The 25,912-nt window shown below is 64.8% G+C and carries 22 protein-coding genes; 12 read left to right on the top strand and 10 right to left on the bottom strand.

Translation table 11 applies throughout. The features are described from left to right. Positions 1-33 precede the first annotated feature (33 nt). Genes tssJ through tssA form a run of 9 tightly spaced genes read right to left on the bottom strand, consistent with a single transcriptional unit; the run spans position 34 to position 9,262 of the window. Positions 34-486 (bottom strand): type VI secretion system lipoprotein TssJ, encoded by a 453-nt coding sequence (tssJ, locus tag EN857_RS25890; RefSeq protein WP_127308960.1) that lies wholly within the window; start codon positions 484-486, stop codon positions 34-36. Positions 487-489: 3 nt separating this feature from the next. After that, entirely contained in the window at positions 490-1,878 is a 1,389-nt protein-coding gene (gene tagH / locus EN857_RS25885; protein WP_127392667.1) for a type VI secretion system-associated FHA domain protein TagH, read from the bottom strand. After that, a complete protein-coding gene (gene tssG / locus EN857_RS25880) occupies positions 1,875-2,942 on the bottom strand; it encodes a type VI secretion system baseplate subunit TssG (protein WP_128274029.1) in 1,068 nt (355 codons plus the stop codon). The genes tagH and tssG overlap by 4 nt, the downstream gene beginning before the upstream one ends. After that, entirely contained in the window at positions 2,906-4,780 is a 1,875-nt protein-coding gene (tssF, locus tag EN857_RS25875) for a type VI secretion system baseplate subunit TssF (RefSeq protein WP_127285567.1), read from the bottom strand. The genes tssG and tssF overlap by 37 nt, the downstream gene beginning before the upstream one ends. A 1-nt stretch (position 4,781) precedes the next feature. Next, positions 4,782-5,537, bottom strand: a complete 756-nt coding sequence (tssE, locus tag EN857_RS25870; RefSeq protein WP_127392665.1) for a type VI secretion system baseplate subunit TssE — start codon at positions 5,535-5,537, stop codon at positions 4,782-4,784. Beyond that, the gene (locus EN857_RS25865) at positions 5,524-5,979 is read right to left on the bottom strand and encodes an Hcp family type VI secretion system effector (RefSeq protein WP_127285565.1); all 456 of its coding nucleotides are present in this window, start codon (positions 5,977-5,979) and stop codon (positions 5,524-5,526) included. The genes tssE and EN857_RS25865 overlap by 14 nt, the downstream gene beginning before the upstream one ends. Positions 5,980-6,028: 49 nt before the next feature. Beyond that, the gene (tssC, locus tag EN857_RS25860) at positions 6,029-7,537 is read right to left on the bottom strand and encodes a type VI secretion system contractile sheath large subunit (RefSeq protein ID WP_127285564.1); all 1,509 of its coding nucleotides are present in this window, start codon (positions 7,535-7,537) and stop codon (positions 6,029-6,031) included. Positions 7,538-7,540: 3 nt separating this feature from the next. Further along, entirely contained in the window at positions 7,541-8,080 is a 540-nt protein-coding gene (gene tssB, locus EN857_RS25855; RefSeq protein WP_127392664.1) for a type VI secretion system contractile sheath small subunit, read from the bottom strand. A 6-nt stretch (positions 8,081-8,086) separates the two neighbouring features. Further along, a complete protein-coding gene (gene tssA / locus EN857_RS25850) occupies positions 8,087-9,262 on the bottom strand; it encodes a type VI secretion system protein TssA (RefSeq protein WP_135859320.1) in 1,176 nt (391 codons plus the stop codon). A gap of 334 nt (positions 9,263-9,596) precedes the next feature. Between tssA and EN857_RS25845 the strand changes: the two genes are divergently transcribed. From EN857_RS25845 to EN857_RS25820, 6 genes are all read left to right on the top strand, one after another. Further along, positions 9,597-12,434, top strand: a complete 2,838-nt coding sequence (locus tag EN857_RS25845) for an ATP-dependent Clp protease ATP-binding subunit (protein ID WP_128346205.1) — start codon at positions 9,597-9,599, stop codon at positions 12,432-12,434. A 558-nt stretch (positions 12,435-12,992) separates the two neighbouring features. Then, positions 12,993-14,528 carry an extracellular solute-binding protein gene (locus EN857_RS25840; protein ID WP_245493323.1) on the top strand — a complete coding sequence of 512 codons (1,536 nt, stop codon included), beginning with the start codon at positions 12,993-12,995 and terminating at the stop codon, positions 14,526-14,528. Positions 14,529-14,576: 48 nt separating this feature from the next. Then, positions 14,577-15,518 carry a sugar ABC transporter permease gene (locus EN857_RS25835; RefSeq protein WP_245493322.1) on the top strand — a complete coding sequence of 314 codons (942 nt, stop codon included), beginning with the start codon at positions 14,577-14,579 and terminating at the stop codon, positions 15,516-15,518. Between the two features lie 3 nt (positions 15,519-15,521). Then, entirely contained in the window at positions 15,522-16,361 is an 840-nt protein-coding gene (locus tag EN857_RS25830) for a carbohydrate ABC transporter permease (protein WP_127287161.1), read from the top strand. 59 nt (positions 16,362-16,420) lie between these two features. Beyond that, positions 16,421-17,479, top strand: a complete 1,059-nt coding sequence (locus EN857_RS25825; RefSeq protein ID WP_127309205.1) for an ABC transporter ATP-binding protein — start codon at positions 16,421-16,423, stop codon at positions 17,477-17,479. Positions 17,480-17,490: 11 nt separating this feature from the next. Continuing rightward, positions 17,491-18,450, top strand: a complete 960-nt coding sequence (locus tag EN857_RS25820; RefSeq protein WP_135859319.1) for a sugar kinase — start codon at positions 17,491-17,493, stop codon at positions 18,448-18,450. A gap of 36 nt (positions 18,451-18,486) precedes the next feature. On the opposite strand, the gene EN857_RS25815 is transcribed toward EN857_RS25820, so the two are convergent. Next, the gene (locus EN857_RS25815) at positions 18,487-19,512 is read right to left on the bottom strand and encodes a sugar-binding transcriptional regulator (protein ID WP_127284107.1); all 1,026 of its coding nucleotides are present in this window, start codon (positions 19,510-19,512) and stop codon (positions 18,487-18,489) included. Positions 19,513-19,628: 116 nt separating this feature from the next. Here EN857_RS25815 and EN857_RS25810 point away from each other — a divergent pair, with 116 nt between their 5' ends. From EN857_RS25810 to EN857_RS25785, 6 genes are all read left to right on the top strand, one after another. Further along, the gene (locus tag EN857_RS25810; protein ID WP_128347109.1) at positions 19,629-20,447 is read left to right on the top strand and encodes a hypothetical protein; all 819 of its coding nucleotides are present in this window, start codon (positions 19,629-19,631) and stop codon (positions 20,445-20,447) included. 127 nt (positions 20,448-20,574) lie between these two features. Then, positions 20,575-21,225 (top strand): hypothetical protein, encoded by a 651-nt coding sequence (locus EN857_RS25805; RefSeq protein ID WP_127393912.1) that lies wholly within the window; start codon positions 20,575-20,577, stop codon positions 21,223-21,225. Between the two features lie 349 nt (positions 21,226-21,574). Further along, positions 21,575-22,897, top strand: a complete 1,323-nt coding sequence (locus EN857_RS25800) for an NAD(P)H-dependent oxidoreductase (protein ID WP_135859318.1) — start codon at positions 21,575-21,577, stop codon at positions 22,895-22,897. Beyond that, positions 22,894-23,928 carry a thiamine pyrophosphate-dependent dehydrogenase E1 component subunit alpha gene (locus EN857_RS25795; protein ID WP_127393910.1) on the top strand — a complete coding sequence of 345 codons (1,035 nt, stop codon included), beginning with the start codon at positions 22,894-22,896 and terminating at the stop codon, positions 23,926-23,928. The genes EN857_RS25800 and EN857_RS25795 overlap by 4 nt, the downstream gene beginning before the upstream one ends. Further along, positions 23,928-24,926, top strand: coding sequence for an alpha-ketoacid dehydrogenase subunit beta (locus EN857_RS25790; protein ID WP_128346923.1), 999 nt, complete (start codon positions 23,928-23,930; stop codon positions 24,924-24,926). Before EN857_RS25795 ends, EN857_RS25790 begins: the two co-directional genes overlap by 1 nt. 3 nt (positions 24,927-24,929) lie before the next feature. Beyond that, on the top strand, positions 24,930-25,912 hold a 983-nt coding region (locus EN857_RS25785; RefSeq protein WP_135859317.1), incomplete at its 3' end, for a dihydrolipoamide acetyltransferase family protein.

Below are 25,912 nucleotides of genomic sequence, written 5' to 3'. Positions count from 1 at the left end.
ACTCTCCGCACGGAGCCACTTCCTGTCCGGCCGCTAGGCGGAGATGCCACCGCTGCCGAGCGTCACGTTGATGGTGAATTTCGAGCCCGGCGAGACCGACTTGGTCGTGCGCCAGTTCCTCCCGCCAGGCTCGCGGATCAGCGCGACGAAGCCGAGCGCCGTCGCGTTCGGTTCGACCGTGATGGTCTTGGCCGCGGTCTTTCCCGGCGCGACCGAGACCGTGTCGGACCCGATGAGGTCGGCCCCGAGCGCGGACCCAGCATCGCCCTGCAGCGCGAAATAGTCGGCCGAATTGAACTTGCCGGTGCTGCTCAGCCGCATCACGAGGACAGTCACCGGCCGGTCACCGCCGCCCGGCCCCGGATTCATGCCGGCGCCGCCGCTCACATTGACCGTGATTACGGATGGTTTCGGCGGACCGCTCTGGCAGGCCGAAACCAGCCCGGTGGCGCCAAGGGCAATGATGAATTCGCGTCGATCGATCATGTCTCACTCCTCCTCATATGCATCCCTAAAATCAGCGCCGACCTCGCCGAGAAAACTCTTTTCAGCGCTCTCGGCGATTTCACGATGGCGTTTCTGGTAAAGCTCCCACAGCTTGGCGCCACGCCCGCCCGAAAGCAGCGTGCCGATCGCGGAATTCGATTTCAGCTCTTCCTCGATCGCCGCCGGGTCGAAGCGGTCGACCATCTGGCGAAGCGCGGCCTGCACGCCGCGCCAGGCGCGCACGTGATGTTGCGCGAGATCGCGGACCGCATCCGAGATCGCCGCTTCGCCGGCAAGGAAGCCGGGACTGCGTTCGCCAAGAATGGTCACGATCGCGTCGTCGACCGTCGGCAGGAACTTGAGCGGATTGACCTCGGAGGCGCCGACCATCGTCTGGGCGACACGCGCGTTTCCCTTTTCCTCCGAGCGCTTGCGCAGAAGCTGCATCAGGCCTTCCAGCATCAGCCGATACTCGCGCCCGAACTTCTCCATCTCGGCGATCGCGTCGCGGCCGGCGAGATCGGCTTCCTCGACGCCCATGCCGCGCAGGAAGGCGGCGCGAAGCGCCATGTCCGAGTGCGACTGCGACGGGGCCGCCGGCGGCTGACGGACCGGTCGCGGACTGGCGGCCACACGCGGCGCGGGAGGGGGCTCGGGCGCCTGCGCCGGCAAATCCCATGGGTTCGCCGGTTGCGGTCTTTCGGCGACGCGCTCGCGCTGGCCCGCCGGCCATTCGCCATGCGCCGGAGCGGCCGGCCCGAAACCGAAATCGTCTTCGACGGCCGACGGCTTTGCCGGGGCGGCTTCGGCCGCACCGTTGAGGGATGGCACCGGGTCGAGGCTGAACGGGTCGTCGAAGGCCTGCGAACTGCCCTGGTTGGCGTTGGCGCGTTCGAATGCTCCCGGCAGCGGCTGCTCGAACGGGTTGGGCAGATCGGCCGGACGCGGCCGCCGCGGCTCTTCTTCCGCCCTGGCCGAAAAGAAATCGTCGTTGCCGATGCTCAACGGCGCGCGGGACGCGGGCGGCGACCGTTCGGCGACCGGCTGGGTGGTGGTTGCTGGCGATTGCATGGCTGGCGTCTGCAGGTCGACATACAGTATGTAGTCGCCGAGCCTCAGCCGCATGCCGCTTTGCAGACGCGCCGACCGTCCGGCGCCGAGCGGGCTGTCGGAATCGTTTATGAACAGCCCGCTGCTCGACGTGTCGGTGACGAAATAGCCGTCCTGCCCGCCGGTGATCTTGCAATGGGCGCGCGAGACGAACATGTCCGGATCGTCGATCTGCCAGCCGGCGTCGGCGCTGCGGCCGATCACCAGCTCACCCTCGTCCAGCCGGGTCTGCCTTACCGCCTGGGTGCGTGGCCCTTGCTCCAGCGTAAGCAGCAGACTCATGCCGCGACCCCCGCTATCTCCGGCCGCCATCCGACGATCGTGCGCAGCCGCAGATCGTCAGCATCCCCCCTTTCGGCGGGCCGCGCAAGCCAGGCGGTGCGGGCAAGCTGGACGGTTCCGATGCGCGGCGGCGGCACGGCCTCGCGCGCGAGCACGATGCGCAGGTCGACGTCGAGCGCTTCGCCGAGCATCTCGCGAACCGCCTGCTTGAACAGCGCCAGGCGCCGGCCGCCCGGCAGGAAAGATTTGAAATCCTCCAGGCCGAGCGGACCGACGCGCAGCTCGATCCGGCTCTGGCGGCTGAAAACGCGCGGGCCGATCGTCGCCCCGCGGCCGAGGACCGCGTAGGCCTTGGCAAGCCTGCTCTGCAGCGCGGCCGGCAGCGGTATCCAGGCAGCAATGAACTCCTTGACCTGCACCGGCACCTTGAAGGCTTCGGCCAGGAACAGGGTGAGCCGCTCGGGGCCGTCGACTTGGCTGGCCAGCGAAGCGGCCTGGCGCAGCCTGACGGTGTCGAGCTCGGGGTTCTGGGTGCCGGGAAGGCCAATGCCGGCCATCGCTTCCAGCATTGCACGAACCCGGCCGCCGACGGCCCTTTCGACCTGCACCGCCGGGTGGGCATCCGCCCAGGCCCGGTAGTAGAGCGCAATCATGCGATGCTGCAGAATGTTGGCGAAGTCGACAAAGGTGGTGTCGCTGGTCTGCCTGGCATCGGCGCCGGTGAACCAGCGCTGCGACAGGCGATCGAGCACCCAGCGGGTCAGATGCAGCGGCAGCGGGCCTTCGGGTCCCATCAGGCCAAGATTGGCAACCGTGACCCGCGCCGGCGCGTTGTCGGCTGCTTCCTGGAAGTCCACTACGTCCCTGGCCGAAAAGCTCAGGCGCACATGCTGACCGAGCCTTGCCGGCTCGCGTTCCAAGCGGCCGGAATAGCCGAACAGGCCACCTCTGCGTTCAAGCCGGCGCAGCAGCTCGAAGAAGTCGAACGACTGAGACAAATCTTCGGTCCGGTCCGGTCCGACCTTGTCTAGATCAGGTAGCGATTGCCGGGCGTCATCGGCCATGGCACATCCTCCTGCTTCTGCAGCAGCCGTGTACGGGTCCGCACAAAGCCGTTTATCCCGGCGTGGCGGGCAAACAGCCGCGCAAGCAAGGCCGAAAGCAGCAGCGTGCTTTGCCCCGCAAGCACGGACTGGTCCACATGCAAGGTCACTTCCGTGCCTCTGCCGAAGCACATCGGTCCGTCGATCTGCAGCCGTTCGATGACCGGGCGCGAGTCGATGCGAACGATCGAATGCACGTTGCGGGCAAGGCCTGGATCGCCCCGGTCGGCATAGAGGTCGAGCAAGGCATGGAGCGGATCGATGCCGCGACCCTCCTTGGCGAGGCTGAGAAAGTTGAGCCCGAGCTGGGCGACGAGCCGCCAGGCGAGATTGTCGGCCCTCGATTCACCTTCGGCGCCCGCGGGCAACGCGGCGGGGATCGCCGGCTGCGGCGGCCGCAGCGCGCCGATGAGCCTGACGGCCTCGACCGGATCGGCCGTCTCCAGCGTCAGCGTTGGGGTGTCGTCGAGGATCGGCAGGTCGCGATTGGTGCAAAGCGCCATCACGTCGAGCCGCCTTATGGCCCGGTTCGCCGGGCTTGTGACCGGACGGGAGATCGCCAGGAAGACATCGTCCCCGGTGTAGGAGGTGCGGGTCAGGCCATCGCGCCGCTCATCCTCGGTCGCCCGGCGCGGGCGGCGCTCGGTGGAATAGACCCAGCCGCTGCCGCGGTTTTGCCCGAGGCTAAAGAGCTCGGGTATTTCGGCGTCGCTGCCTTCGCTCTCGGCGTCCTCGACGCGCGTGACCCGGTAGATCTCGAAGTCGCGCGCGCGCGTGCGGTCGGCATGCAGCACTTGCCGCGTCCTGCGGGGGTCGAGCTCGACGACGTTGCACTCGCGCTCGAAGAGATTGATGATCGGGGTGACGAAGAGTTCGAAATCGGCGGGCGTGAGGTCGGCAAGCTCGGGCACCGGGCGCCGGAACATGAAAATGATCTCGAGCCCGCCGTCGCATTTGCGCATGACGGGCTGCAGGCCGGACACCCGCACATAGTGGAAGCGTTCGGGCATCATGAAATATTCGCGCAGCAGGCGGTAGCCTTCGAATGTCGGGCGGGTACGGGGCATCAAGGCTTCGTCGTCGCCGATACCGACCATTTCGGGCTCCGGCAGCGGCGATATCGGATTGGTCTTGCCTTCGGCCCGTGCGCCAACCGCCGAGCAGGCGCCGAAAATGGCGTCGAAAATCAGCGGCGCCTTGGCGCGGCCGGCCAAATAGAGATCAAGCCGATCGAGCGCGAGTTCGTTCAATTTGCCTTTGCCGGTCCGGGTGAATGCCACGCGCAGCGCAGCTTCGCCGGCCACGCCGCCGATCGGCGGGATACCGGCCGCCGCCAGTCCGCTGCGATCCTGGAAATAGCTGACGGAACTGACCGCGATCGGCCACAGCGTGATCTCTTGCGCGGTGGTGTAGGTGCAGCGTGTCGACAGGCCGGGCTGCAGGCTGGAAACCAGCCTGGTGTTGCGCTTGACGACATGCCCCGCAATCATCGACTGGACTTGCTGGCCGGGTTTCAGCACCGCCATCGCGGTCGCCGGCGCCGGTGTGACCAGATCGGGATAGAGGACGTCGAGCACGGCGCGGGTGAAGCGGGAGCGCTCGGCATCGACTTTCAGCCGGGTGCGCGCGGCGAGGAAGGCCACACCGTCGAGCAGGCGCTCGACATAGGGGTCCGGGCACGGCACCGTATCGAGCGAAAGGTTGCGGGCGATCGCCGGATGCATGTCGGCGAATTCCGCTGCCAGCCCGCGGATATGGGTCAGTTCCTCCTCGTAATATTCTACGAAGACCCGATCCATCTCAGCTTTCCCCGAATTCGGTCCGCGCCAGGCCGTTGTCGAGATTGATCGTGGTGCGAAGGCGCAGCCGCTCCGGCGTCGGCGTCATGATCAGCACCGCGTCTATCTCGATCTTCAGACCCACGCTTTTGTCGCCAAGAGTGACGGTGACCGTGGTGGCGCTTTCCTTCAGGCGCGGCTCGAACGTGGCGAGCACCGCGCGGATCTCGCGCGCCAGCACGTCGCGGTCGAAGTCGCGCGATGAACGTCCGGAGAAGGAAGGCACGCCGTAGTTGACCACACTTCGGCGGACTTCCGGAAAATCCGCCAGCGACGGCGGATCGTCCAACGCCTGCTCGCGCTCGAGATCGGAAAACAGCGGAACGGATTCGAAGCGCTCGGTGTTGAACAGGGCCTCGATGTCGCGCCGCACGGCCTCCCTCAGCACGCGCGCCGACACCACCACGCCGCGGCTCTCGATCTCGGCGCGATGCTGGGTCTGGAAGGTCAAACGCTGCAGGCGCCGCTTCTGGTCAGGTGTCAGCTCCGCATCGGCGTCGATGGCCCGCGCGCTACCGGCAAGAAATGTCTCCAGGCGGTCCGCGCCAAGCTCGTCCTGCAGGAGCTGGCGCAGCCCGTCTATCTCGGAGGTCAGCCCGGGCAGGTCGTTGACGAGGCGGTCCCAGAGAGAGGGCTGGACCGCCTCGCGCGTCGCTCGCGAACTGCCGGCAAGCCGCGGCTTGTTCGCGCCGGGCCGCCGGACCTCACTTGCCGACATAGACATCCATTTCGATTTCGTCGTCCTTGTCGTAGACGAATTTGATCTTCTTATAGGCGAAGCTGACTTCCTCCTCGATCAGGTCGGCTTCGTCCTCGGCCTGCTGCATGTCGTATTCCATAATGGAGGCGTCGGTGAGCGTGACGACCAGATAGTCGCTGGTCTCGCCGTCGATGGTCCGGCGCGCGGAAAACACCACCTCGTCGAGAGCCTTGTTCTCGAACAGCGCCTTCTTCAGATAGGGCGAGGACTTGTCGTAGTGCTTGGTGAACTTGATCATCCCCAAGGCCACACGACCGCGGCGCGAGAGCGAATTCGGATCGTATGGCGCGACCATCTTGTAGTCGACGCCATGGATTTCGATCTCGTCCTCGTGGCCGTCTCGCACGCTCGGACCCTTGATATCCGGAACTTTCAGGAATCCATCGATCTTCACAGGCATTGTCTTTCTCCACCGCTCTCAAAACGAAACAAGATCACATTGCTGCAGTTCAACCCTTCACTGACGGGAGTTCTGACACCAGCCGGAGCGAAGCGTTGATGCCCTCCAGCTGGTAATGCGGGCGCAGATAGAAGCGGGCGTTGTAGTAGCCCGGCCGGCCCTCCACGCTGTCCACCTGGACCTCGGCCGCGGCAAGCGGACGCTTTGCGCGCGCCTTGTCGTCGGCGAAGGCCGGGTTGGCCAGCACGTAGCGGTTGATCCACTCGGTCAGCCAGATCTGCATGTCCGAGCGTTCCTTGAACGACCCGATCTTGTCGCGCGCGATGGCCTTGAGGTAATGCGCGAAGCGCGACACCGGGAACAGGTAAGGCAGATTGGCGCTCAGGCGTTCGTTCGACTGCGCGTCGGGATCGACCAGTCGCCCGGCACGCGTCTCGTCGTCCTGCAGCGAATGGGCGCCGATGAAGGCCGCGAGGTCGGTGTTCTTCCGGTGCAGGATGGGCATCAGGCCGAGCTTGGCCAGTTCAGCCTCGCGGCGGTCGTCGATGGCGACTTCCGTAGGGCACTTCATCGCGATCGAACCGTCGTCGGTCGGGAAGGCATGCACCGGCAGGTTGAGCACGGTGCCGCCATTCTCGACGCCGCGGATCTGCGTGCCCCAGCCATAGAGCTTGTGGCTGCGGTTGATGTTGACGCCCATCGGGAAGGCGGCGTTCATCCAGACATATTTGTTGTGGTCGCCCTCAACCTCCTCCTCGAAGGTGAAGCCCTTCACCGGGACGGTCTCGGTGCCATAAGGCAGCCGGGCCAGCACGCGCGGCATGGTGAGGCCGATGTAGCGCGCATCCTCGCTCTCGCGCAGCGACTGCCACGAGGCGTAGGCAGGGTTGTTGACGATCATCTGCAGGTCTTGCGGGTTGGGCAGTTCCTGCCAGCTGTCCATACGGAACAGCCGCGGCGAGGCGGCCGCGATGAACGGCGTATGTGCGGAGGCGCAGATGCCCGAGATGTTGCGCAACAGGCCGACGTCGCGCGGATGGTTGGAGAATTCGTAAGCGCCGACGATGCAACCGATCGGCTCGCCGCCCAGCATCGAATACTCGTCCGTGTAGACCTTCTTGAAGATCGGGCTCTGATCCCACATCTGGCCCTCAAAATCCTCGAGCGTGTCGGCCAGCTGCTCCTTGGAGATGTTCATCACCCGGATCTTGAGGTGCTTGGCATCGGTCTCGGTGTTGTTGATGAGATACCAGAGGCCGCGCCATGTGCCTTCCATCTCGCGCACTTCCGGCGCGTGCAGGATCTCGTTGACCTGCGTGGTCAGCATCTTGTCGATGCCGGCGATCAGCGACTTGATCGACTTGATCGCATTGGACGAGATGGTGGTGGTCTCGGAGCGAGACTGTGCCGCCAGAGCGAGATTGCGGACCAACTGCTGCAGCTTCTCGCTGTCGTCCTTCTTGACCTTGAAATCCTTCTCGAGGAGCCCGCTGAACTCTCCGAGGTCGATGGCTTCCGCCTCGGCGGTGACGGCTGCGGTCTTTTGCTGTTCGGCCATGACTTATTCCCCAACCTTGTCGTCGTCAGACATTGCCTGGCTGGCGATCTTGCTCAGAAGCGGCTCGTTGTTCAGAAGCTGGGCGATGCGCTTCTCCGCGTCGACACGGCCATCCATGAAGCCGAGCAGCTCCTCGAGCTGGCGACGCATCTTGAGGATCTCGGCCAGTTGCGGGACCTGCTCGGCGATCTTGTCCGGCGCGAAATCACCCATCTTGGTGAAGGTGAGATCAAGCGCCAGTTCCTCGTCCTTCTCGGCGCCTTCTGCTTGCGGCAGCGTGTTCTTCACCCGCGCCTTCACGCGTGGCCCCATCGCCTCCATGAACTTGGGGAAGCGGTTGGCGTCGGTCTCGACGAAGGCGCGGTCCAGCAGCGACTTTGAAGCCTCCCTGGTCTGCGAAGCGCCGGAAAGGTCGGCCATCACGCCCATGACGAACGGAAGTTCTATCGTAGTCGGGCTGCCGTAGGTTTCGACGTCGTAGGCGATCTGCACCCGCGGCGCGCGATTTCGTTCGATGACCTTCGCTTTGCTTTCGGCTGGCATGTGTTGCTACCTTTCATCCTTCTGGGCCGTCTTCTTGGCATCGGGAACGCCGGCCAGAAGCCGGAATTCCTTCAGTCCCGACGGGGCGAGATCTTCCATCAGTTCAACAAAATCCATGTGCACCATGCGGCGCACACGGCGGGCGATATGCGGGATCGGGCTGGACGGCTCGGTGCGGTCATAGAAAGCGACGACTAGGTCGAGGCATTTGACGACGTCGTCGCGCGAGGAAATCCGGTCGGGCAGCCCGGTGCTCTGTTCCGCGTAGCTTGCCACACTTGCCATCGTATCGGCTCCATGACCGTTTCGAGCAGGCACTGCCGGTTCCGCAGTTGAGGGAGATGCTTTGGCCGCGCCATTCGCCACCGTGGCGCCGGCCGAATTCCTTTCCAGCGTGGTCAGCAAACGCTGCAGGAACCGTTTCAAGTCCGGGACGGCAGGGCCGTTGCCTTCGATGCGGGCGTTGAGCGCGGTCTCGACCGCATCGAGAGCGGCGATGGCTGCGCGGGCGTCGGCCAGAAGCGAGGTCATCTCGGCGCCGGCCTGATCGATCTGCGCCGCGCATCCGCTGCGCACCCGGTTCAGCAACTGGCTGTGGGCACTTGCAAGCGCTGCCTTTTCGGTCGCATTCAACCCGGATGCCGCCTCCTGGAGCATGACGCGCTCGTCGAGAGCGCCTTGTTCAAGGTCGCGGCCGCTGATCGGCCCGATCGGGCGCGGCGCGAAAAAGATCATCTGCCGCAGGTTAGCCAGCAGGCCGTCCTGGCCGTTCTGGAGGTCGAGCAGGGCATTTATACGACGCAAGGCAGCGTCGCGCGGCGTTGCAGCGGATCGCAGCGCCGGGTGCAGGGTTTCCCAGTGGGCGTCGAACGTCTGCGCAATCAGGCTCAGGCCCTCGGCCAGTCCGGCCAGCCGGTATTCATTGGCCAGGGCACGCGTGACGATGACGAGAAGGCGCAGATCCCGGCCGCGCGGACGCAATTCCTCGGTCTTGGCAAGCACGGCGGGCCAGTCGATCGGGATGATCGCTTCCGCGGACGGCTTGTTGCGCTCGTCATACTCGACTTTGGTCTGCTGTTCGGTCAGGCGCTCCAGTTCATGAAAAGCCGGCTCGTTGCGCAAATCCTCACCTGACGGATTCTCACCGTCGAGAGGATTCAGCCAGAGTGCGAGATCAATCACACCAACCCCCAGGAGCGGCCTTGAGACCTTGCGTGACGTGAGGTTATCACACTGCGTCACTTTATCACAATTCAAGGACTGCTCAAAAACTAACGGAAGCTAAACGCGGCCGTTCTGTCGTCGAAACCCATGGCGTGATTGTCCGGCGCCGTATGTGAAATGCGTCGCATAGGCGGGGGCAATTTCGTGTTTGTTTGCTTGGGGATGCGGGGCTTTCCTTAAAACGGAAGATGCCGGCCGAATCGGGGATCGAGGCGCGTTATCCATCACATGCTTTGTCAACCTGCCGCTTCTATGGCAGGGTATCGGCTGGCTGATTTCGGGAGCACGTTCGATGGAACAGCGCCGGTCATCGCAGGGCTTCAAGCGCAAGGAACTGGTCGCCAAGCTCAATGCCACGGGGGTGCGTGCCTTCAAGGCCGCGGCCGACACGGCCAAGCTGCGCGGCAATCCCTATGTCGAACTCGTCCATTTCATTCAGCAACTGGTGCTGTCGGAGCGCTCGGACGTACAGATGATTGTGGCCGATGCCGGGCTGGACGCCAGCCGGCTGACGGCGGACATGACCCGCGCCATCGACAAGCTGCCCTACGGCGCCACCTCGGTGGAGGAATTCTCCGACCACATCTTCCACGCCATCCAGGAAGGCTGGAACCTGGCGACGCTGGAGTTCGGCGTGGAAGAGGTGCGCAGCTCCCATATCCTGCTTGCCTGCCTGAAGACGCCGGTGCTGGAGGGGCTGGTTTCGAAGATCAGCGCCGAATTCGACCGGATCGATGCGGACGGCGTCATTTCCCGCTTCGCCGATGTCATGGAAGGTTCGCTGGAGGCCGGCGCTGCCCCGGCCACCCCAGCCACGGAGACGCCGGTAAAACGCGGCCCCGGCGGGGATTCGGCGCTGGCGAAATATGCCACCGACCTGACCCAGCGCGCCCATGACGGCAAGATCGATCCGGTCGTCGGCCGCGATCCCGAGATCCGGCAGATCGTCGACATCCTGATGCGACGCCGGCAGAACAACCCGATCCTGACCGGCGAGGCCGGGGTCGGCAAGACCGCGGTGGTCGAGGGTTTTGCGCTCCGCATTGCCCAGGGTGACGTGCCGCCAACGCTGCAGAATGTCAGCGTGCGCATGCTCGACGTCGGCTTGATGCAGGCCGGCGCCAGCGTCAAGGGCGAGTTCGAGAAGCGGCTGAAAGCGGTGATCGACGAGGTCCAGGCCTCCGAGACGCCGATCATCCTGTTCATCGACGAGGCGCACACGCTGATCGGCGCCGGCGGTGCCGCCGGAACCGGCGATGCCGCAAACCTCTTGAAGCCTGCCCTGGCACGCGGCGAGCTTCGCACCATCGCGGCCACGACCTGGGCCGAATACAAGCAGCATATCGAGAAAGATCCGGCGCTGACCCGTCGCTTCCAGGTGGTCAAGATCGATGAGCCGTCTGAAGTCGTGGCCGTGCTGATGCTGCGCGGCGTCGCCGGCGTCCTGGAACAGCACCACAAGGTGCAGATCCTGGACGAGGCGATCGAGGCGGCGGTTGCCTTGTCGCATCGCTACATTCCGGCGCGGCAGCTGCCCGACAAGGCGGTCAGCCTTCTCGACACCGCCTGCGCCCGCGTCGCCGTTTCGCAGCATGCCACGCCGGCCGAGGTCGAGGACATATTGCGTCGCCGCCAGGCGCTCGAAGTCGAGCGCGGCATCATCGGCCGCGAGGCGGCTATCGGCATCGAGGTGGCCGACCGGCAGGCCAGGGTCGAGGCCGGCCTGGCCGAAACCGAAGCCGCTTTGTCCGCCGCCAAGGCACGCTGGGACCGGGAAAAGGCGCTGGTGGCCGAGATCCTAGAGCTGCGAGCACGGCTGCGCGGCGAGGGCGTGCCGCTCGATCCGGTGGACGCCGAGGGCGCTGCCGGCGACGAAACGGCTGCCGCGACGGGAGCAGAGGCGCCCGAGAAGAAGGCAACCGAGGCCACGGCGTCGGAGGCGAAAGCCGCGGAAACCAAGACCTCGAAGACGAAGGCCGCGAAAACGAAGGCAGCCAAGGTCGAGGCGCCCGTTGCCGAGGTCGTCGCCTCGCCACCGGATTCCGCCGCCGACCTGGCACGACTGCGCGAATTGATGGCGGAACTTGCCGCGGCGCAGGGCGAGACGCCGCTGATCCTGCCATCCGTAGACCGCAACGCGGTCGCCGCCGTGGTGCAGGACTGGACCGGCATCCCGACGGGACGGATGCTGTCCAGCCAGACCGAGAAGGCGCTCAAGCTCGCCGCCACGCTTGCCGAACGCGTGGTCGGCCAGGATCACGCGATGGAGATGATCGCCAGACGCGTGCAGACCAGCCGCGCCGGGCTCGGCGCGCCGGAAAAGCCGGTGGGCGTGTTCCTGCTTTGCGGTCCCTCGGGCGTCGGGAAGACCGAAACCGCGCTGGCGCTCGCCGAGACGCTCTATGGCGGCGAACAGAACCTCATTTCCATCAACATGTCCGAATTCCAGGAAGCGCATACGGTCTCCACCCTGAAGGGCGCTCCTCCCGGCTATGTCGGTTACGGCAAGGGCGGCATCCTGACCGAGGCGGTGCGCCGGAAACCCTATTCGGTGATCCTGCTCGACGAAGTCGAGAAGGCGCATCCGGACGTGCACGAGATCTTCTTCCAGGTCTTCGACAAGGGGATGATGGACGACAGCGAGGGCCGGCGGATTGATTTCAAGAACTCGCTGATCCTGCTCACCTCGAATGTCGGCTCCGAGGTCATCATGGACCGTACGAAGAACGGCACCGTGCGGACCGGGATCGATGATCTCGATACCGCGTTGCGCGGCCCGCTGCTCAAAGTCTTTCCGGCGGCCTTCCTCGGTCGTGTCGTCACCATCCCCTACTACCCGCTCTCGGACTCGATGATCGAGGCGATCGCCCGGCACCAGTTCGGCAAGATCGCGCGCCGGCTGCGGGCGACCAACGATGCCGAGCTGGTGATCGGCGAGGGCGTCATGGATCTGGTCAAGGCGCGCTGCACCGAGATCGAGTCCGGCGGACGGATGATCGACGCCATCCTGACCAACACGCTGCTGCCGGAACTGAGCCGTGGCGTCCTGAACCGTTCGCTGGAAGGCGCCAAGATGACGAAAGTGACCGTCGGCGCTTCCGCGGACGGGTTCACCTACTCGTTCGAATAGTCACACCAACGCGCCTGCGGGGCGGCCATCGCCCCCGGTCTGGACGTGACCGGCAAGGCCCTGCTCACCGGCGCGGTCTGGACGGATCGGGAGGCGTTGCATTGGCGCGGCCATCGGTGAAGGCGAAGGCGGATGACAGCACGTCGAATTCCGCCACTTCCTGCACGCAATCCCTAGCCGGCGCTCGCCTTGCCAAGATGCGCGGAAGTCCGTCGAGAGCGTATTGACAACGCCCCGCTGATATGAACATTTGACTTTGTGAGAATAACGATGTTCATGCAGAGGCAAGCGACCTCGGCTGAAATCGGGGGAGTTGGGAGGCCCAGTCACATGTCTGTTCGTGTTGTTTCGGGATTGCACCGGCGTGGACCGATTTCCGCGCGGCCCGGGCAAGATATGGCGTGATTGGTTGAATCAATGCAGGGTCCGCAACGGCCCTGTCCGCGAAGCTAGCATCGTCGTCGGCCCGCAACGGTGCATGATTTTTCTGGCGGGCGTTTGGGAGGATCTGCAATGCCTATTGGAAGTAGGAAGGATGTATCGCGTCGGTCGTTTCTGATGTCGACGGCGGCGGTTGGCGCCTCAGCTGTGGCGGCCGGCGGCGTGTCGCTGTTCAATGTGCGGCGCAGCTTCGCGCAGGAAGCCGCGAACCCCGCCGACATTCTCGCCAAGATCAATGTCGGCGGCTACGTCAAGAAGGAATACCGCGATCTCTACAAGCTCGCCGATGGCGATGAGCTCTGGGATCCCGCGAAGGACTGGATCCGCACCGTCGACTGGGAGAAGGTGCGCAGCGAATTCTCCGGCAAGACGGTCAAGTTCGCCATCGGCGCCGCCGACATGGAATCGGCCGCGGACGGGCTGAAGCCCTTCGAGCAGCTTTCGGGAATGAAGGTCGAGCTGGTGCCGATCCCGGACGATTCGATGTACGACAAGGTGCTGGCCGAGTTCATCTCCGGCAACGCCAGCTTCGACGCGCTGCAGTTCTTCTCGCCGTGGCTCGGCGACTTCGCCGGCCCGGGCTTCCTTGCCAAGCTCGACGACTATGCCGCGAAGTGGAAGCTGCCGCTCGACGACTTCTACGACACCTATCGCCTGAACTACGGCTATTTCGGCGACCAGGGCCTGTACGGCATCCCGTTCGACTGCGATATCCAGATGGTGCATGTGCGTCCGTCGCTCCTGAAGAAGGTGACGGGCAAGGATGCCGACACCAAGCTGACCGTGCCGACCTATGACGAGATGATCAGGCTTTCGGCGGAGCTCAACAAGGTTGAGAAGGGCGTTGCCGGCGTCGGCCTGATGGGCGCCCGCGGCTTCTGGTCCACCTACACCTGGGAGCACATCGCCGCACAGCACGGCGTCGATTTGTTCAACGATTCCTGGGAGCCGGTCTTCAACAGCGATGCCGGCGTCAAGGCGCTGGAAACCATCCTGGCGCTGCAGGCGTCTTCGGCGGAAGGCGTGGCCGGATGGGGCTGGGGCGAGAACCGCGCCGCCTGGCTCGGCGGCCAGCTCGCCATGAACATCTCCTGGCAGGATTCCGGCACCCAGGCGACACGCCCGGACCAGAGCCGCATCGTCGGCGACGTGCTCACCATCTATGAGCCGCGCGTGCAGATCGAAGGCGCCCGCTTCGCGCCGCCGAACATTGCCGGATCGACCTCCTGCGTGACGGCCACGTCGCAGAACCCGGAGGGCGCCTTCCTGATGCTCGCCTTCCTGACCACGGCATCGATCATGGCGATGAACGAGGCCAACGCCAACGGCGTCGCGCCGGGCTACAAGTCGGTGCTGAAGAACGATAAGCTGCGGTCGGTTTCCCAGCCCGCCGCGGTCTGGGCGGACTCGCTGGACTATGCCTGGTGCGCGCCACGCATTCCCGGCATGTTCGAGATGGAACAGGCGCTCGGAAACGAGATCAACAAGGCGATCGTCGGCCAGGCGAAGCCGAAGGAGGCGCTGGATGCCGGCGCCAAGGCCTGGAAGGAGATCATGACCAAGAATGGCTTCTTCTCGGACAAGGAACCCTTCAAATACGCCGCCGTGGCTCCGGCGACCTGGGCCGGCAAGGGCAAGACCCCGCCGGTCTGACGATTGAACGATGCTGGCTTGCCGACTGGTCCAGGGAGACTTCACGTAATGCAGGACTCCGCGGTCCAGAACAGTACAGGATGGGCGGCCAAGGCCGCCCATCCCGGCGTCAGGCTCCGACCCCGGAGCCGGTGGCGCCGCAAGGCCTTTCCCTATCTTCTGGTGGCGCCCTCGGTGATCTTCCTGCTGGGGATCACGCTCTATCCCGGCATCTATGCGATCTATCAGGGCTTCTTCCACGTCCGCTTCAACAACTGGACCTTCGCGGGCTTCGACAACTACAGCAAGCTGCTGTCGGATCCCGAATTCTGGCAGGCGCTGTGGAACACCTTCGTCATGGGCGCGATCGCGCTCGCGCTCGAATGCACGATCGCCATCAGCATCGCGGCCTTCGCCTATCGCGATCCGTGGGTGCGGTCGTGGCGCATCATCTTCCTGATGCCGATGCTGTTCATGCCCTCGGCCGTCGCCTTCATCTGGAAGCTTGCCTTCAACGACGGCCGCGTCGTCAGCGACCTGCTGATGCGGCTGGGGCTGATCGACGGCAACCTGGATTTCCTGGGTTCGGTCTGGCTTGCCCGGCTGACGCTGATCGTCGCCGACGTCTGGCAGTGGACGCCCTTCCTGTTCATCATCTTCGTCGCCGCGCTGCAGGGCCAGGACGCCGAGATGGAGGAGGCGGCGCGGCTGGACGGAGCCAAATGGCGGCAGATCTTCTGGAACATCTCGCTGCCGCTGATGATGCCGATCGTCGTCGTCGCGCTGATCCTGCGCGCCATCGACATCATCACGATGTTCGCCTCGGTCTTCATCATCACCGGCGGGACGCCCGGCGGCGCCACCGAGACGATCAGCTATTTCATCTATCGCATCGGCTTCAAGACCTTCAACTTCGGCTACGCCTCGGCCGTCTCGGTGGTGATGCTGGCAATGACCGTCATCGTCGCGCAGCTGTTCGTGAAACGCTTCTTCCGCTCGGGACGGGAATAGCCCATGGCCGCCAAAGCGAAATCCTCCGAAAGCCTGCTGCTGCGCTACCTGGTGCTTGGCGCTTGGGCGGTGTTCTGCCTGGCGCCGATCCTGTGGTTCCTGTCGATCGGACTGCGGCCGAGGACCGAAATCATCGCCGCCCAGCCGATCTATTGGCCGAGCTTCTCGCTCGATGCCTGGGATATGATCTGGACCGACTGGCCGATGGGCAACTATCTGCGCAATTCGGTCGTGGCGGTCGGCGGCAGCGTCGTTATCGATCTTCTGCTCGCGATCCCGGCCGCCTATTCGCTCGCCCGCTATAACTACCGGTTCCGCGAGGACATCGGCTTCTACATCCTGTCGACCCGTATGATGGCGCCGGCCATCGTCGCCATCCCGATCTTCTTCCTGTTCCGCCAGCTTGGCCTGCTCGACTCGGTCTGGGCGCTGATGCTGGTCTATGCGGCGATCAACCTGTCGCTGGTGACCTGGATCATCCGCTCCTACATGCTCGACATTCCGCATGAGATCGAGGATGCGGCCCGCACCGATGGCGCGTCCGACCTGCGCATCCTGGTGTCGATCATCGTGCCGATGTGCCTGCCGGGCATCATCACCGCTGCGGTGATCGCCGTCATCTTCGCGGTCAACGAGTTCCTCTTCACCCTGCTGATCGCGTCGACCAAGAACGCCTACACGCTGTCCGTGGCGCTGGCCAATTTCACCGGCGGGTCCGACGGCATCATCTACAACGCGATCGCGCTTGTCGCCTTCCTCGCCTTCGTGCCGATCATGCTTCTGGTCGTGCTGATCCAGAAGCACCTGTCGCGAGGCCTGACCATGGGCGCGGTCAAGGGCTGAGATTTCGCGCCGGCCCAAAGGGCTCCGGCGCGGCCAAAGAAAGAACCGGAAAGACGAACATGGCTCAGATTCAGCTCAAGAAGGTAACCAAGGGGTGGGGATCGGTCGTCGGCGTGGACAATGTCGACCTCGATATACGCGACGAGGAGTTCATGGTCTTCCTCGGGCCGTCGGGGTGCGGCAAGACCACGACGATGCGTATGATCGCCGGCCTCAACGATTTGAGCTCGGGCGAAATCTGGATCGACGGCGAACTGGTCAACGAGTTCGATCCACGCGACCGCGACGTGGCGATGGTGTTCCAGAGCTACGCGCTCTATCCGAACATGACCGTCTACGAAAACATCCGCTTTCCGCTCAGGATGCGCGGCATCCCGAAGGCCGAGCATGACGCGCGGGTGCGCCGGGCCGCCGACATGGTCGAACTCGGAGCCTACCTCGACCGCAAGCCGGGCGCGCTGTCGGGCGGACAGCGGCAGCGCGCGGCCCTTGCCCGCGCCATTGTCAGGCAGCCGCGCGTGTTCCTGATGGACGAGCCGCTGTCCAACCTCGACGCCAAGCTGCGCAACGCGATGCGGGTGCAACTGAAACATGTCCAGCGCCAGCTGAAGATCACCACCATCTACGTCACCCACGACCAGGTGGAGGCGATGACGCTCGCCGACAGGATCGTCATCATGGACAAGGGGCGCATCCAGCAGCTTGGAACGCCCGACGAGATCTACAGCAATCCCAACAACACCTTCGTCGCCGGCTTCATCGGCTCGCCGCCCATGAACCTGATCAAGGGCGAGGTGCGCGGCAAGCGGTTTTCCGCTCCGGGGGTCGAGGTCGCCGGCATCAACCTGCCGGACAGCCGGGCCGTCATTCTCGGCGTGCGGCCCGAGGACGCGAAAGTGGCGACCGGCACGGCCGCTCATCTCAAGGGGCAGCTCTACGGGCTCGAGCCGACCGGCGACCAGACCTTCCTTTCGGTTCGCACCGATGCGATGGTCGTCGAGGTGAAGGCGGACCGGGATTTCCGGCAGCCGCTCGACACCTCGATCGCCATTGAGCTCGACCCCGAGCGGCTTTATTTCTTCGACGCGGAATCGGGCCAGCGCATCCGCCTCAACTGACGGGAACCACCGTGCTCTACGACTACGCCTCAATCGGCTTCTTCACCTTCGATTGCCTCGGGCGGCCGGTGCGCCGCATTCCGGGTCCGACCGAATTCGATTTCCTCGAGGAGATCACCATCGCCGTTTCCGGCGCCGCCGGGGCGGCGGCGATCGTGGCGGCGAAATACGGAATGAAGGTGCTCGGCGTCGGCGGCGTCGGCGCCGACGACATGGGCGACTGGGTGCTTGGCCGGCTCAACCGCTACGGCGTCGACACCAGCATGATGCAGCGCATCGACGGTGTCGGCACCTCGTCGAGCATCGTCGCGGTCCAGGACAACGGCCAGCGGCCGGCCATGCACATGAAGGGCGCGACCGGCTTCTTCGAAGTCACGCCGGACCAGTTCGACCGGGTGCTCGATGCGTCGTTCGTGCATGTCGGCGGCGCGGGCCTGATGGATCGCATGGATGGCGAGCCGACCGTCGACCTCCTGGCGCGCGCCAAGAAGCGCGGCTGCGTGACCACGCTCGACGTCGCTTCCGCGAGGCATGAGGACATGTCGATGATCGCAAGGCTGTTGCCGCATGTCGACTATTTCCTGCCCTCGGTCGAGGAGGCGCGGCTACTGTCCGGTCTCACCGACACGCAGGACGTGGCGCGCTTCATGCTCGATCGCGGCGTGGGCTGCTGCATCCTGACGCTTGGCGAACACGGCGCCTACTATCACCATGCCGACGGCACGCGCTTCCATATCCCGGCCTTCGAGGTCGATGTGGTCTGCACCTGCGGCTGCGGCGATGCTTTCAACGCCGGCTTCGCGGCGGGCCTGCACCGCGGGCTCGACGCGGAAAGCGCGGTCACGCTGGCGCAGGCGACCTCGGCGCTGAACGCAACCGGGCTCGGCAGCCAGGCCGGAGTGGTGTCGTTCGAGCACACGATGGACTTCGCGCGGCGCACGAGGAAGAAGACCAATACGCTCGCCGCCTGAGGCGCGGCTCGGGCGCCGGCCGTGCCGTCCGGCGCTCTATGCCTTCTTCCGCGATCCGTTCAGCCGCGTCTTTTCGATCATGCTCGCCGCGGTGACCTCGTCGGTGATGAAAACCGTCGGGTTGACCAGTTTCATCGCCCCGATCAGGGCGCCCACTTTCTCCGGCCCGCCGGATGCGAGCAGCCGGATCGGCGCCCGGCGCAGCCGGTCGAGGCCGACCGACATGACGCGGTCGTTGATCTCGTGATCGATGAGGTTGCCGCGCTCGTCGAAGAAGTGGAACAAAAGGTCGCCTATCGCGCCGGCCGCAACCAGCGAGTCGTGCTGGGCATCGGTCAGGTAGCCGACCTGGTACGAGGTGGCGGTCGACGTGGTTCCGCCGACGCTGAGAAGCACGGCGTCAAGATCCTCGGCCATTTCGAAGATGGTGTTGAGGCCGCAGCGCTCGATCAGGGTGCGCTTCGTCTCGACGCTGTCGACGATCGCCGGCGCCGGCACCAGGAAGCCCTCACCCTGGAAGAGCTCGGCCAGCTGCCAGGCGAACTCGGCCGGATTGAAGCGGCGCGCCTGGATGATGCCGCCGAGCAGCGAGTAGACGCGGAAGCCGGTGAGCGACTGGCCCTTGATGAAGGGCAAGGTGTTGTAGAGGGTCCGTCCCCAGCCGACGCCGACGCGCATGTTCGATGTTGCGATCTGCGAGATATAGTCGCCCGCCGCGGCGCTGATGACGGGCACCGGATCGGCTTGCGGGCCGGACAGCGGCGCCACGATCGCCTTCTGGATGTCGAACAGTTCCTCGAGGCCGCGCTCCAGCTCGGTCGTGTCGGCGACCTTGGCGTTGATCGTGATCTTGATTTCGTTGCGGGCGCGGGCATCGGCCAGAAGCCTGACGACGGTCACCCGGCCGACATTGAGGATGGCCGCGATTTCGCTCTGGGTGAGCTGCTCGACATAGTACATCCATGCGGTCCGGATGCGGACGCGGTCGGCCTGACTCGAGCCGCGGACATTCTCGCCAAACGGCATCTCGGGATCTTTCGAGCCCCGTTTCCTCTGGCGCATGGTCCCCTTGGCTCCCGTCATTCCAGCCCACCTGTCACAGCCGGAACACAGGATGCGCGGATGACGATGTCATAGCTTTGCAGCCCATAATTGTCTATCTTTGCAAGGAGTAACGATTGGCAGTCAAAGGGACCCAGGTGATGGCGCCGTTTTTGCCGGAGGAACTGCGGACCAAAGTGAAGGAGCGCTTGCGCGACGCCCGGTTCGTGGCGCGCGAAATGCGTGCGACCACCCGCAAGGGGCAGGACGACCAGTCGCCGGAACGGAGCGACCGCGCCGCCGGCCCGGCCGGGCTGGTGACGGCGATCGCCGACTTCTCCGACAGCGCGCTTTCGGCATTGGAATCTGTCGCCATTGGGCTGCTCTCTTCCGACCCCAAGGCGCATTTCGGCAGCGCGTCCGCCTATCCGCTCGGCCGTTACTTCGACACCGAGAATGCGACCTCCCAGGCGCTGTTCGCGCGCGACTGCTATTTCGCCGCCAAGCAGATCCTGTTGGCGAAAGGGGTCGCCAATCCGCGGCTGAGCGAGGAACTGTTCGGCGAAGCCCATCGCCTCGCGGCCAGAACCGAGCAGCCGGCCCCGGCTGGCCGATCGAAAGGCGCCGACGATGCCTCGCTCGACGACATTGCCCTACAGGCGGCCGCCATGGCCCATGCCATTCTTCGCGCCCGTCCGGTCGAGTCGCCGCGATACATCGATGACGCGGCCAACGGCCGGATGCTGGACACTGGCATATATGTCGCGGCGGCACTCGCCTTGGCCACCGCTGTCGCCAGCTATAGCGCCGACGTCACGGCGGATGACGATATCTATGTGGGCGTCTGCGCTGCGGTCGACGCGCGCTACGTGCTGTTCAGCAAGGCGCTGGCAAGCCAGGATCGGCCTGGAGACCTGGCGCGAGTCTTTGCCGATCTGATCCCGCATCTTCCGTAGCGGGTCGTTCGCGAGAGGTTGTCGCGAAATCGGCGGGGATGAACCTTTGCATTTTTTGTGCAACAGATGTACATGTTGATGCCCTGTCGCGGTTGGGTATCGCGGGCGCCTCAGTTGGAACTGGACAATGGATCTGACACCCAAGGACAAATTGTCCTCGATACCGGACCTGCGGCACCGGCTCCGCCAATTGCGGTGGTTTTCCAAGGCCTTCCGGAACAATGCGGAACTGGTGAAGGAGCACTTTGGGTTCTCTTACCGGATCGACGACAAGCTGTTGAACCAGGTCTTCTTCGACTGGCTGGCGGCGATCGACGAGCAGGACGATTCGGCAGCGATCGACCGGGCCGACTACATCGTCTTCGTGGCGGGGCTAGCCCTGCGCGAGCTGATCCGGACCAAGCCAGCGGTGATGGTTTCGGATGCCGGGACGAGCGAGGCGGATGACAAGGCCACGCTCGAGATTGCGCGGTTCTGGCCGGAAGGCTTTCTCTATACGAATTTCTGCGTCTGCGGCATTGCCGCGGTCCAGGAACAGGAGTTCGGGCAATCCCGCGATCTCGAAAAGGCCGCCTCCGATCTGCGCGTCTGGTGGTCCTATCGGGAAAACGCCGAGGAGGATCCGAACATGTCGATCGCCTTCCTCGACCAGTTCGTCGGCCTGGAACCGAACTGGCTGTTCCCGGCGATGGCGCAGGAGAGGGCAGCGATCAAGAAGGCTCTGGCCGCTCCCCGCGAAACGGCGCTCGACCGCCTGCCTCCGGCAGCGACGAGATAGGCTACGGCGCGCCGAGTCCGTTCTTGCGTTTTCCGCTGCGGCGGTCTGTCGGCGCTCCGGTCCAGGGAGCAGGTTCAGCCCAATCGGCCTACGGGCCGGGCTTGTCGCCCTACGGCCCGGCGATGCGTTCGGGCAATCACGCCCGAGCGATTCGATCTGATTTTCAGGCGAGGGCAACCGGTCCTCGGGCCGGAAAGCAGCAAAGCCCTCGCGAAGTGCGTGACCTCTCATCCGGCAGGCAATTCCTGCTGCGGATTTTGCCGCAAAGATTTGTACATTCGTCTTGATATGGAGACAGATGTTCAGTATTTGTCAGCCGGAGGCAAGACGCCCCTGGGAGGATATAGCAATGACCATCAACGTCGCGCCGACCGGCCTTGCGCGCGATCTTTCCGAGCGGGCGAAGTCCGGCAAGCCGATCCGCATCGGGCTGATCGGTTCAGGCGAGATGGGCACCGACATCGTGACCAGGGTCGCCCACATGACCGGCATCGAGATCGGCGCGATCTCGGAACTCAACCTTCCGGCGGCGGCCAAGGCGGTCGATATCGCCTTTCAGGAGAGCGGCCATTCGCGCGAGGTCTCAAGCGTCGCGGCGATGAGCACGGCGATCGAGGCCGGCAAGGTCGCGGTCACCGGCGATGCCGACCTCGTCATCAACAACGAGCTGATCGATGTGGTGATCGACGCCACCGGCGTTCCGGCGGTCGGCGCCGAATACGGCCTGCGGGCGATGGAGCACGGCAAGCATCTGGTGATGATGAATGTCGAGGCGGACGTGACCATCGGCGCCTATCTGAAGAGCGAGGCCGACAGGCTGGGCGTCACCTATTCGCTCGGCGCCGGCGACGAGCCGTCCTCCTGCATGGAACTGATCGAGTTCGTTTCGGCGATGGGCCATCCGATCGTCGCCGCCGGCAAGGGCAAGAACAACCCGCTCAACATCGACGCCGTCCCGCATGACTATGCCGAGGAGGCCGCGCGCCGCCACATGAATGTGCGCATGCTGGTGGAATTCGTCGACGGCTCCAAGACGATGGTCGAGATGGCGGCGATCGCCAATGCCACCGGACTGGTGCCCGACAGGCCCGGCATGCACGGGCCCGCTGCGACGCTTGGCGAATTGTCGAAGGTGCTGGTGCCGCAGAAGGATGGCGGCGTGCTGTCGAAGGTCGGCGTCGTCGACTATTCGATCGGCAAGGGCGTCGCGCCGGGTGTCTTCGTCGTCGCCGACATGTCGCATCCGCGCATCTCGGAGCGCATGGAGGACCTGAAGATGGGCAAGGGCCCATATTTCACCTTTCATCGACCGTATCACCTGACCTCGCTCGAAGTGCCGCTGACCTGCGCGCGCGTCGTCCTCTACGGCAAGGCCGACATGGTGCCGCTGGCAAAGCCGGTGGCGGAGGTCTGCGCGGTCGCCAAGAAGGACATGCAGCCGGGCGAACGGCTCGATGCGATCGGCGAGTATTGCTACCGCGCCTGGATCATGACCGCGCCGGAGGCGAAGGCGGCCGGAGCCGTTCCCTGCGGCCTGCTGCAAGGCGCCTCGGTGACATCGCCGATCAGGAAGGGCGATCTCATCACCTATGCCAATGCGGCGCCCGCGCCGGGTTCAAGGATCGCGGAGCTCAGGGCGCGACAGGACCAGCTGGTCTACGGGAGGGCATGACGATGGCCAGGAAAGCCGTGCTGGAAAAGGCCGCGCCCACCAATCTGCCCTTTGCCTACCGGCACTACGACGCCGGCCAGCTCAGGGAAGTGCTGCGCAAGATGTACCTCATCCGCCGCTTCGAGGAGGGCGCTGAGGACTGTTACATGCGCGGCCTGATCCACGGCACCATGCACCTGTCGATCGGGCAGGAAGCAAGCGCGATGGGCATCTGCATGCCGCTTGCCGAGGACGACCAGATCACCTCGACCCATCGCGGCCACGGCCACTGCATCGCCAAGGGCGCCGAGGTCAGAAAGATGTTCGCGGAGTTCTTCGGCAAGACCACCGGCTACTGCAAAGGGCGCGGCGGCTCGATGCACATCGCCGATGTCGCCAAGGGCAATCTCGGCGCCAACGGCATCGTCGCCGGCGGCATCCCGATCGCGGTCGGCGCGGCGCTTTCCGCCAAACGGCTGAAGACCGGCAAGGTGGTGGTCTCGTTCTTCGGCGACGGCGCCAACAATGAGGGCGCCTTCCACGAGGCGCTGAACATGGCGTCGATCTGGAAGCTGCCGGTGGTGTTCGTCTGCGAGAACAATGGCTACGGCATGTCGACATCGACCGCCCGCTCGACCGCCGTCAGGAACATCGCCGACAGGGCGGCGGCCTATTCGATGCCCGGCGTCATCGTCAACGGCAACAGCTTCACCGAAGTCGCGGAGGCCGCGCATGCCGCCATCGAGCGCGCCCGGACAGGCGAGGGACCGACGCTGATCGAATCCAAGACCTACCGCTATCGCGGCCACTCCAAGAGCGACCGCAACCGCTACCGCAGCAAGGAGGAGATCGAGGACTGGATGTCGAACCGCGATCCGATCACGCTGTTCGAGGCTGAACTGAAGGAATTCGGCATCATCGACGACAGCGGCATCGAAGCGGTGCGCGAAGCTGTCAGACAGGAGATCACCGAGGCCATCGAATTCGCCAAGGCGAGCCCCGCTCCGGACATCGGCGATCTTCAGAACTACGTCTATACGGAGCTGGCGTGATGGATGCCGAGATGCGCGAACTGAGCTATGCGCAGGCGATCCAGGAGGCGATGGCGATCGCCATGGAGGCCGACGAGCGCGTCCTGCTGATGGGCGAGGACATCGGCGTCTATGGCGGCGCCTTCCAGGTGACGGGCGATCTGGTCGAGCGTTTCGGTGTCGACCGGGTGATGGACACGCCGATCTCCGAACTCGGCGGCGCCGGTGTCGCCGTCGGCGCGGCGATGACCGGCTTGCGGCCGATCTTCGAATTCCAGTTTTCCGATTTTGCCACGCTTGCCCTGGAGCAGATCGTCAACCAGGCGGCCAAGATGCGCTTCATGCTGGGCGGCGAGGTCTCGGTGCCGGTGGTGATGCGGTTCCCGGCCGGCTCGGGCACCGGCGCGGCCGCGCAGCACAGCCAGAGCCTGGAAGCCTGGCTCGGCCATGTGCCGGGGTTGAAGGTGATCCAGCCGGCGACGCCCTACGATGCCAAGGGCATGTTGTTGGCCGCCATAGCCGATCCCGATCCGGTGATGATCTTCGAGCACAAGCTGCTCTACAAGATGAAGGGGCCGGTGCCCGAGGGCCACTACACGGTGCCGATCGGCAAGGCGGATGTCCGGCGCGAGGGAAGCGACCTGACCGTCGTCGCGACCTCGATCATGGTGCACAAGTCACTGGAGGCGGCGCAAGCGCTGCAAGCCGAAGGCATCGACATCGAGGTGATCGACCTCAGGACCGTGCGGCCGATGGACAAGCGCACCATCATCGAAAGCGTCAAGAAGACCTCGCGGCTGCTTTGCGTTTACGAGGCGGTGAAGACGCTGGGCGTCGGCGCCGAGGTCAGCGCCATGATCGCCGAGAGCGAGGCCTTCGACTTCCTCGATGCGCCGATCGTGCGGCTGGGCGGCGCCGAGATACCGATCCCCTACAATCCCGACCTGGAAAGGGCGACCGTTCCGCAAGTGCCCGACATTGTCGCGGCGGCGCGCGATCTGGTCAGGGGAGCGCGCTAGCCGATGCCCGTCGAAGTCATCCTTCCCAAGGTCGACATGGATATGACGACCGGCCAGATCTCGCGCTGGTTTGTCAGCGAGGGTTCCGTCGTCAAGCAGGGCGACGTGCTGTTCGAGATCGAGACCGACAAGGCGGCGATGGAAATCGATGCGCCGGCGAGCGGCATTCTGCTTGATGTCACCGGCAAGGAGGGCGTCGACATTCCGGTCGGCGCGCCTGTTGCCTGGATTTATGCTGATGGCGAGGCTTATGGGACTGATGCTGTGGCGAAGCAGGGTGAGGCTCCAATCTCCCCCCTCGTGGGGGAGATGTCGGCGATGCCGACAGAGGGGGGCGCTGTCTCGCCAGCATCTCATTCTGTCGCGCCCCCCTCTGGCCTGCCGGCCATCTCCCCCACTAGGGGGGAGATCAGCCAATCGCCGGTGGGCGCACGTGCAACGCCGCTGGCCCGTCGTCTCGCTCGTGAGGCGGGCATCGTGCTTTCCAATATTGCTGGAACCGGCCCATACGGCCGTGTGGTGAAGGCGGATATCGACGCGGCGATCGGCAACGCCACCCCAAGGGTCGCTGCGGAGGCTCCCGCAGTTGCATCCGCCGCGGCGCCGAAGGCGATGTCGGACGACCAGGTGCTGAAGCTGTTTGCCGAAGGCTCCTACGAGCTCGTCTCGCACGACAGTATGCGCAAGACCATCGCGCGCCGCCTGGTCGAGGCCAAGTCAACCATCCCGCATTTCTATCTGACGCTCGACTGCGAGCTCGACGCGCTGTTGGCGCTGCGCACGCAGCTCAATGCCGCCGCGCCGGTGAAGAAGACCGAGAAGGGCGAGGTTCCAGCCTACAAGCTCTCGGTCAACGACCTGGTGATCAAGGCGATGGCGATGGCGCTGATGGCGGTGCCGGATGCCAATGCCTCGTGGACCGACAGCGCCATGGTCAAGCACAAGCACGCCGATGTCGGCGTCGCCGTGTCGATCCCTGGCGGCCT

The sequence above is a fragment of the Mesorhizobium sp. M4B.F.Ca.ET.214.01.1.1 genome, from assembly GCF_004791545.1.
Classification (GTDB): Bacteria; Pseudomonadota; Alphaproteobacteria; order Rhizobiales; family Rhizobiaceae; genus Mesorhizobium; species Mesorhizobium abyssinicae.
This window is presented reverse-complemented; position numbering and strand designations above follow the sequence as displayed.

Bases quoted from the DNA above. Each gene is read 5' to 3' on its own strand.
- tssJ (WP_127308960.1), bottom strand. From the start codon at position 486: ATGATCGATCGACGCGAATTCATCATTGCCCTTGGCGCCACCGGGCTG.
- tagH (WP_127392667.1), bottom strand. From the start codon at position 1,878: ATGAGTCTGCTGCTTACGCTGGAGCAAGGGCCACGCACCCAGGCGGTA.
- tssG (WP_128274029.1), bottom strand. From the start codon at position 2,942: ATGGCCGATGACGCCCGGCAATCGCTACCTGATCTAGACAAGGTCGGA.
- tssF (WP_127285567.1), bottom strand. From the start codon at position 4,780: ATGGATCGGGTCTTCGTAGAATATTACGAGGAGGAACTGACCCATATC.
- tssE (WP_127392665.1), bottom strand. From the start codon at position 5,537: ATGTCGGCAAGTGAGGTCCGGCGGCCCGGCGCGAACAAGCCGCGGCTT.
- EN857_RS25865 (WP_127285565.1), bottom strand. From the start codon at position 5,979: ATGCCTGTGAAGATCGATGGATTCCTGAAAGTTCCGGATATCAAGGGT.
- tssC (WP_127285564.1), bottom strand. From the start codon at position 7,537: ATGGCCGAACAGCAAAAGACCGCAGCCGTCACCGCCGAGGCGGAAGCC.
- tssB (WP_127392664.1), bottom strand. From the start codon at position 8,080: ATGCCAGCCGAAAGCAAAGCGAAGGTCATCGAACGAAATCGCGCGCCG.
- EN857_RS25845 (WP_128346205.1), top strand. From the start codon at position 9,597: ATGGAACAGCGCCGGTCATCGCAGGGCTTCAAGCGCAAGGAACTGGTC.
- EN857_RS25840 (WP_245493323.1), top strand. From the start codon at position 12,993: ATGTCGACGGCGGCGGTTGGCGCCTCAGCTGTGGCGGCCGGCGGCGTG.
- EN857_RS25835 (WP_245493322.1), top strand. From the start codon at position 14,577: ATGCAGGACTCCGCGGTCCAGAACAGTACAGGATGGGCGGCCAAGGCC.
- EN857_RS25830 (WP_127287161.1), top strand. From the start codon at position 15,522: ATGGCCGCCAAAGCGAAATCCTCCGAAAGCCTGCTGCTGCGCTACCTG.
- EN857_RS25825 (WP_127309205.1), top strand. From the start codon at position 16,421: ATGGCTCAGATTCAGCTCAAGAAGGTAACCAAGGGGTGGGGATCGGTC.
- EN857_RS25815 (WP_127284107.1), bottom strand. From the start codon at position 19,512: ATGCGCCAGAGGAAACGGGGCTCGAAAGATCCCGAGATGCCGTTTGGC.
- EN857_RS25805 (WP_127393912.1), top strand. From the start codon at position 20,575: ATGGATCTGACACCCAAGGACAAATTGTCCTCGATACCGGACCTGCGG.
- EN857_RS25800 (WP_135859318.1), top strand. From the start codon at position 21,575: ATGACCATCAACGTCGCGCCGACCGGCCTTGCGCGCGATCTTTCCGAG.
- EN857_RS25795 (WP_127393910.1), top strand. From the start codon at position 22,894: ATGACGATGGCCAGGAAAGCCGTGCTGGAAAAGGCCGCGCCCACCAAT.
- EN857_RS25790 (WP_128346923.1), top strand. From the start codon at position 23,928: ATGGATGCCGAGATGCGCGAACTGAGCTATGCGCAGGCGATCCAGGAG.